This is a genomic window from Streptomyces sp. NPDC050315 (genome assembly GCF_040655775.1).
Lineage (GTDB): Bacteria > Actinomycetota > Actinomycetes > Streptomycetales > Streptomycetaceae > Streptomyces.
Map to the genome: position 1 here is coordinate 1 of NZ_JBFAKN010000019.1, position 6260 is coordinate 6260.

The window sequence follows — 6260 nt, forward strand, 5'->3', positions numbered from 1 at the left end:
GGGGTACCCGCTCCGCGGGTACCCCAGCGCTTACGCGCTGGGCAGTGAAACGACTTCGCTAACGCTCCGTCAAATTCCCGCGCAAGCGCGGGAATTGAATTCCGCAAGCGGAATCCTGAAAGCGAATCAATTCGCGCAAGCGCGAATTGAAGAACCCCCCGCTTCGCGGGGGGTTCAAGGCTGGCTACGAGGGAGGGTGCATCGCGTCCGCGCCCGTGTAAACCCTGGAATCCCGGACCACACCCCCACCATGGACCCGAGCCCGGAGCGATGCCGGCACCGCCGAGGAGAACGGTCTCCGCTGCGCTCCACCCGAACCACCACCCCGCCGAGCCAAGTCCTGAGGGGACCCTCACAGCATACTCCCCAACACCCCGCACACAGGCCCAAACTGGCTAACCATCACATTCGCAGTGCCAACATGCCCAACACGGATGAATCGAAATGATGCAGTGTGTAGAGTCTGGAACTACACCGCACCACCACCCTACGATCCACTTTGCTTCGGTTCCTCTCACCCTCACTGCGTGCCCCATTCCACGAAAAGGAGAGCACGGGGAATGACCATCAAGCTGCGTGACCATCAAATCGAGGCCGTGGACGCCATTGTGCGCGGCCTCGACATTCCGCCCGGAGGGATTCCCGCGGATGGCCTGCGCGGGCAGGTCCATGCCGCGTGCGGGACAGGGAAGACCATCATGGCCGCCGCAGCTGCGCGCCGGCTCGGGCCGCACGGGCGTGTGCTGGTCCTGGTGCCGACGCTGGACCTGCTCACGCAGACGGTATGCCGTCACCCGAAGTAGGCAGCGAGAGCGTCGATTGCGCGTGCGGTCACATCTGCCACTGGTCCCAGGCCATGAATGGTGATGAGTCTACCTTCACCACCGTATTTTCGATTAACGTGCTGGAATTCTGTTTCCCATACCTCCCAACGCTTCCTAATTACGTCTCGCGTGTCGTCAACTCGCAGTGCGAGGTTAGCCCCGCAGACATCGCAAATACCGTACCGCTTGGGCGGTGTATAGATGGTGTGCGAAACGTGCGAACCATCTTGCGTGCACACCCTTCGTCCAGCCAGACGTTTGAATGATTCTTTTCGAGGGATGTCGATGTGCAACGCTACATCGATTTTCTTTCCCTCCACTGCGAAAAACTCGTCGAGAAGATCCGCTTGGTTCAAGTTGCGAGGAATGCCGTCTAGGATGAATCCGTCATATACGGAATCCTCTTCGAAGTGTTTGAATAGCATAGCCATGGTGACCTCATCGGGGACCAATTTACCGGCCTCCATGAAGCGCTTCACTTGAGTACCAATACGTGTGCCTCCCGACACGTTTTTCCGAAACAGTTCTCCAAGGCGTATATAGGAGATATCGAGCTGCTGACTAATAAAAGGAGCCTGCGTGCCTTTCCCCCCTCCAGGCGGGCCTACCAAGATGATGCGTAGAGACTCTCTGATTCGCAGTCGAGCAGCAGCAGACGTTAGCTTCTGTTCTCCAGCTGCGAGGAGTTGGTCACTTGCAGCTTGAAGCATCTCGTCTGCCTGCACCCTGGCAGTTTCGAGCAGCTTTTCCGCCTCGGAACGAGCCGCTTCGATTATCTCTTCTGCCTCACGCCGCGCATTAGAGATTATTTTTTCGGAGTGGCCTGCAAGAAGCTGGAAGGTGTGAGCGGGTTTCTCTTCCTCGCTCTTGAGATTAGACGTGCGTCGGGTAGTTTTCCGGAATGTAGATGCCCTCCGCTGATGAATCTTTACGTTCCTCCACCGCCCTTGCCACTGTTCCCGCAACTCCCGATCGTCACCGGCTATCTGCCGTACCAGTTCCAAGGTGAAGTCCAATGAGGGAAGCCGTTTGCCAGCTAGAGCCTCGGAGACGGCGGAGGTAGACAGCGTTACGCGTCCTGCTGTCCTAGCAGCAGCCTCTACCTCACGGTAAGGACGAGCTCCGCGGCTTACATGAAGCTCGCGGAGCGCATCAGCGAAAGCAACCAGCTCCTGTTCATAGACCTGTATGGCTTCAAGTTCGGACGACTCCGTCATGCCCACCCCTCCATGCGCAGAGGGCCAGCATAGGGGGTTACGGCCGAAGACGACCGAGTTTGGCCGAAGATCGCCGAACGCTGAACTCGTCCTCTCTTTTCCTTCGACTGTTCGCTGATCTACGAGTCTTGTCGCTGCGCTACCAGCTTCCCGATTGCTGACGCTCTTATGGATGCATCGCACAAGGACGCCCCGATGGTCGGGTTCCTCCTTTGCGGGAAATGAGGTACGTCATGGCTTCTTGGCCCCGCACGCAGTGCCCCGTCTGTCTCCGCGCTGTTGCAGTGGACCCGAGGGCTCGCACGATCGTGGATCACAAGCACCCGAGGCCGCGGAGGCGGGAACTGAATCTCGTGTTGTGCCACGGGTCAGAGCAGAAGGTAGAGCTGGCCAGCACGTACTTCTTGTCTCTCACGAACGCGCCCGAGAGCAAAGCACCGGAGTTCGCACTGTTTTGAACCGTCTCAACATGAGACGCCCCCGGTTTCCGGCAACAATGCCGGAGACCGGGGGTGCCTGGCCCCTTCGTGAGAGCGCCTGTAGCGGCCAAGGGGTTAAGCGTCGCGAACGCGACCGGGTCATTTGTCCGATCGGCTAATCTCTGGCCGGCGCGGGGACGGTGCCTCGGGTCGGCGCCTCGTCTGTTGCCTGGCTACTCGCGGGCGCGAGCAGGACGACCAACACGGCGACGGCGGCCGCGGCAGCTGTGATGGCAGCAGCCAGATCTCCTGAAGGCCGTGGGGTGTCCAGGCTGTTCATGGTGCGGCGGTACACGACATAGCCAACGAGACAGCCGATCACGAAGATCAAGCCGTTCACGGGGGCGATCTGCAGGTTCACCTCAGGCCCTTCGGGGTCCGGGGCCCGTTCGCGATTCGCAAGAAAGGTTCGTCGTCTGCGGGCCCGAGCACATTCGGTAAGCCCCAGCTCATGCGCAGTGAACTACCTATGCGCTAAAACGGACATTCGGGGCTTTTTTTAAGCCCGCTGGCGAACCAGCCTGCCGCAGCACCATGACGCTTCAGCACGGATACGGCAAGACAACTATAGGGGACAGCTGCACCCTGAACGCGCATCAGTCGGCAATTCGAAGACGCTGATTACCCGAGCCAGCTGATGTCTAGAACGGACAGATTCCGCGCGGGACGGTTGATCCAGTAAACGAGGGACAGCGGTCCGATCGCGGCGCAGCGGATGTCTTCGCCTTCGGGGTCGTTGCGGTCCCACTGCGGCCAGCCCCACGGGGAGCGGGTGGCGATGTCCAGGACGTCGCGGACCATCTCTCGACCGTGGTCGGGCAGCTCGCGCAGCATCTGGCCGCCCTTTGCGGACAGACGGACTGTCCAGCCGGCTTGCTCACCGGCGGGGGCCGAGGACGTCTTCCAGGGGGACGAAGTCGGAGTCGTCCTTGCCGGAGTCGAGGAAGGCGTCGACGGCCGGTGCGGTGTCGAGGCGGACCTGCCATTCGCGGACGACGTCGTACAGCGGGGCCAGGCTGTAGCTGTGCCGGGAGTCCTCCAGCGCGCCTGCCCAGTCCCGCTCGAAGGCCGGCACCCAGCGGTCGGCGCGGCGGTCGGCACGGATGCGCGCGAGCAGCTGCGCGGCGGCCGCCGGCGCGGGCGGCGAGGCGGGCGCGTGCTCGGGAGTTGCGCTCATGAGGTCCTCCAGGCGGGTCTCGCTCTCACCGTACGCGGCAGCGGCCGCGCCGAGGGAGGGTTCGGCACCGCCGCGGTTACCACGGCTCCGGGCCGGGCTTGGTTGGACGCATCAGCTCCTGGGCGGCGGCAAGGTCGGCGACGACCGCGACCAGCTTCCAGCACTGTCCGTCCCACCGCAGGACCGCGCGGGGCATGTCGGGGTCCACGTGCGCGGCGCGAGGCGGGCCGGGGGCGAGGGTGACGGCGCGCATCCGGCCGGGTTGGTAGGTGCGCTGCAGCAGGCGCCGGCCGAAGCGTGCGTCGCCCCACTCACTCATCGTCGCCGCCCTGGTCCTGGTCGTCGCCGGGGTCTTCGATGGGCATTCCGCCGATGGCTTCGCGCTCTTCCTCGGTGAGTGCGCCGTTGCTCTCGGCGTCTTCCCGCCCCATACCGGCAGTGTCCCGCCCGCCACGGACCGCGCCAACACTCTCGTCAGACAGTGTTCCGTTGCGGGCGGGGCCTCGCCTTCGGCGTGGGTGGCGGCTTGGGAAGCGCTGTAGTCGTGACGACGAGTCACGGGGTGGTGTCGGTCGTGGTCGTGCTGTCTCCCGGCCGGGTGGGGGCGGGCATTCTGGCATTCGAAGGGGAGAGGAGTGGCGGGGTGGCGTACAGGCGTGGGGTGCGGGCCGGGTCGGTGGTCTCGGGGGCGTCGGCGGTGGTGACGATCCTGGTGGCGATGGTGACGAACTACGTCACCGCCGACCCCCCGGCCTGGACCCAGAATCAGCTGCTGAACTGGTCGGTGTTCGGGACGCTGGCCGTGGTGGCGATCGTCCTGCTGTTATGGGACCGCCGCCTGGCCGCGGCCGAGAGCGGCCCGGAGACCGCGCCGGTGGAGCTTCGGGATGTCGCCAGGTTGTCGGGGCATTCCCTGATGCCTCCGGCTGTCACAGGGCCGGTCCGCGGCCGAGAGCGCGAACTGGAAGGTATCCGGAGCTCGGTGGGGATGGTGGTGGTGTGCGGAGCGGGCGGGCTCGGCAAGACCACCCTGGCCATCGAGGCGGCCACACGCGCCCAGCAGGCCGGAGCGTCAGTGTTCTGGCTTCGCTGGCGGGAGGACGCCGCGGCCCTGGCCGAGGACTTCGCGCAGGTGGCGCACGCTCTCGGGCTGCCGGAGGCGCGGCTGGAGGACGCACGCACGGGCCGGGCGGCGCTGGTGGACGTGGTGTGGGAGCACTTGGCGCGGGTGAAGGGGTGGCTGGTGGTGGTCGACAACGTCGACACTCCCAGCAAGGTCGGGCCGGGCAGTGAGCCGGTAGCCGCGTACCGCGGATGGCTGCGCCCCACCGGCGCAGGGCTGCTGCTGGTCACCAGCCGCGATCGTGCAGCGGAGACCTGGGGGCCGCGGGCCGAGGTGCTGGCGCTGGAGCCGCTGGAAGAGGACGCGGGCGGGGTGGTGCTGCTGGATGCTGCGCCGCAGGCAGGGAGTGCGGCGGAGGCGGAGGCCTTGGCCGGGCGGCTGGGCGGGCTGCCGCTGGCGCTGAATGCGGCAGGCCGGTACCTGGCGATCCCCACCAGCCGCCACCGCACCTTCTCCGCCTACCGGGAAGCCCTGGACCGGGAGTTCGGCGACCTCATCGGTGCCAGCCACCCCCAGGCAGGTGACCCGGACGTGGCCCGGACGGTGGTCCGGCACACCTGGGAGGTGTCCCTGGACCAGTTGCACGCCGACGGCTACGTCCTGGCCCGGCCGGTTCTGCAGCTGCTGTCCCTGCTGGAGCCTGCGCCCATCCCACGCTCTCTCATCACGCCCGGCCTGGTGACCGAGGCCACCGGTCTGGACGCCACCCCCGCCGCCTTGGATGCGGCCCTGGCTGGCCTCCACCGCTACGGCCTCCTCGGCGCACCCCAACCCCCAGCCACCGAGGAACCCGACGGCTTTGCGGTCTCCCAGCTCGTCTTGCATTTGCTGGTGAGGGAAGTCAACGCCCACAACGTGCCCACCGGCGCAGTCGGCCGGGAGACGTGGACGGCAGCGCTCGACCAGCGTCTGCAACAGGCTGCGGATGAGACCGCGCAGCAGCCCGGCCGGGCCAGCTGGCCCACCGCACGCCTCCTCGCCCCCCACCTCCCCCCACTCCTGCACCGCACACCGGACGAAGACTTCCCCGCCGTCCGCAACTCCCTCGACGCCCTCGCCGACATGCTCGGCGAAGCAGGCGCCTTCACCGAGCTGCTTCTCCTGCGCCAGCACGTCCTCGACGCCGAAACCCAACGGCTCGGTCCCGACCACCCCGACAACCTCACCAGCCGCAACAACCTCGCCGGCGCCCTCAACGAACTGGGCCGGCACCGAGAAGCCGCCGACCTCCTCCGCCAGACCCTCAACGCCCGCGAAAACACCCTCGGCCCCGACCACCCCGACACCCTCACCAGCCGCAACAACCTCGCCTACGCCCTCAACGAACTGGGCCGAGACCAAGAAGCCGCCGAACTCCACCGCCAGACCCTCAACGCCCGCGAACGCATCCTCGGCCCCGACCACCCCGACACCCTCGCCAGCCGCAACAACCTCGCCGGC

6 protein-coding genes and 1 pseudogene are annotated in these 6260 nt (G+C 65.8%); 2 read left to right on the top strand and 5 right to left on the bottom strand.

The window, feature by feature from the left end; translation table 11 throughout:
* Positions 1 to 560 precede the first annotated feature (560 nt).
* A pseudogene (locus AB0I82_RS36120) lies at positions 561 to 785 on the top strand (DEAD/DEAH box helicase family protein); the annotation flags it as partial.
* Positions 786 to 790: 5 nt separating this feature from the next.
* Here the strand turns inward: AB0I82_RS36120 and AB0I82_RS36125 are convergent.
* The 5 genes from AB0I82_RS36125 to AB0I82_RS36145 form a co-directional block, all read right to left on the bottom strand.
* Entirely contained in the window at positions 791 to 2041 is a 1251-nt protein-coding gene (locus AB0I82_RS36125) for a nucleoside monophosphate kinase (protein ID WP_363261736.1), read from the bottom strand.
* Between the two features lie 594 nt (positions 2042 to 2635).
* Complete coding sequence (locus AB0I82_RS36130) at positions 2636 to 2881, bottom strand: hypothetical protein (protein ID WP_363261737.1); 246 nt, start codon at positions 2879 to 2881, stop codon at positions 2636 to 2638.
* Between the two features lie 260 nt (positions 2882 to 3141).
* Entirely contained in the window at positions 3142 to 3354 is a 213-nt protein-coding gene (locus AB0I82_RS36135; RefSeq protein WP_363261738.1) for a hypothetical protein, read from the bottom strand.
* A gap of 43 nt (positions 3355 to 3397) precedes the next feature.
* Complete coding sequence (locus AB0I82_RS36140; protein ID WP_363261739.1) at positions 3398 to 3697, bottom strand: DUF6247 family protein; 300 nt, start codon at positions 3695 to 3697, stop codon at positions 3398 to 3400.
* A gap of 76 nt (positions 3698 to 3773) precedes the next feature.
* Positions 3774 to 4016, bottom strand: a complete 243-nt coding sequence (locus tag AB0I82_RS36145) for a DUF6087 family protein (protein ID WP_363261740.1) — start codon at positions 4014 to 4016, stop codon at positions 3774 to 3776.
* Positions 4017 to 4685: 669 nt separating this feature from the next.
* Between AB0I82_RS36145 and AB0I82_RS36150 the strand changes: the two genes are divergently transcribed.
* Positions 4686 to 6260, top strand: a 1575-nt coding sequence (locus tag AB0I82_RS36150; protein ID WP_363261757.1) for a tetratricopeptide repeat protein, incomplete at its 3' end; no start/stop codon positions are given.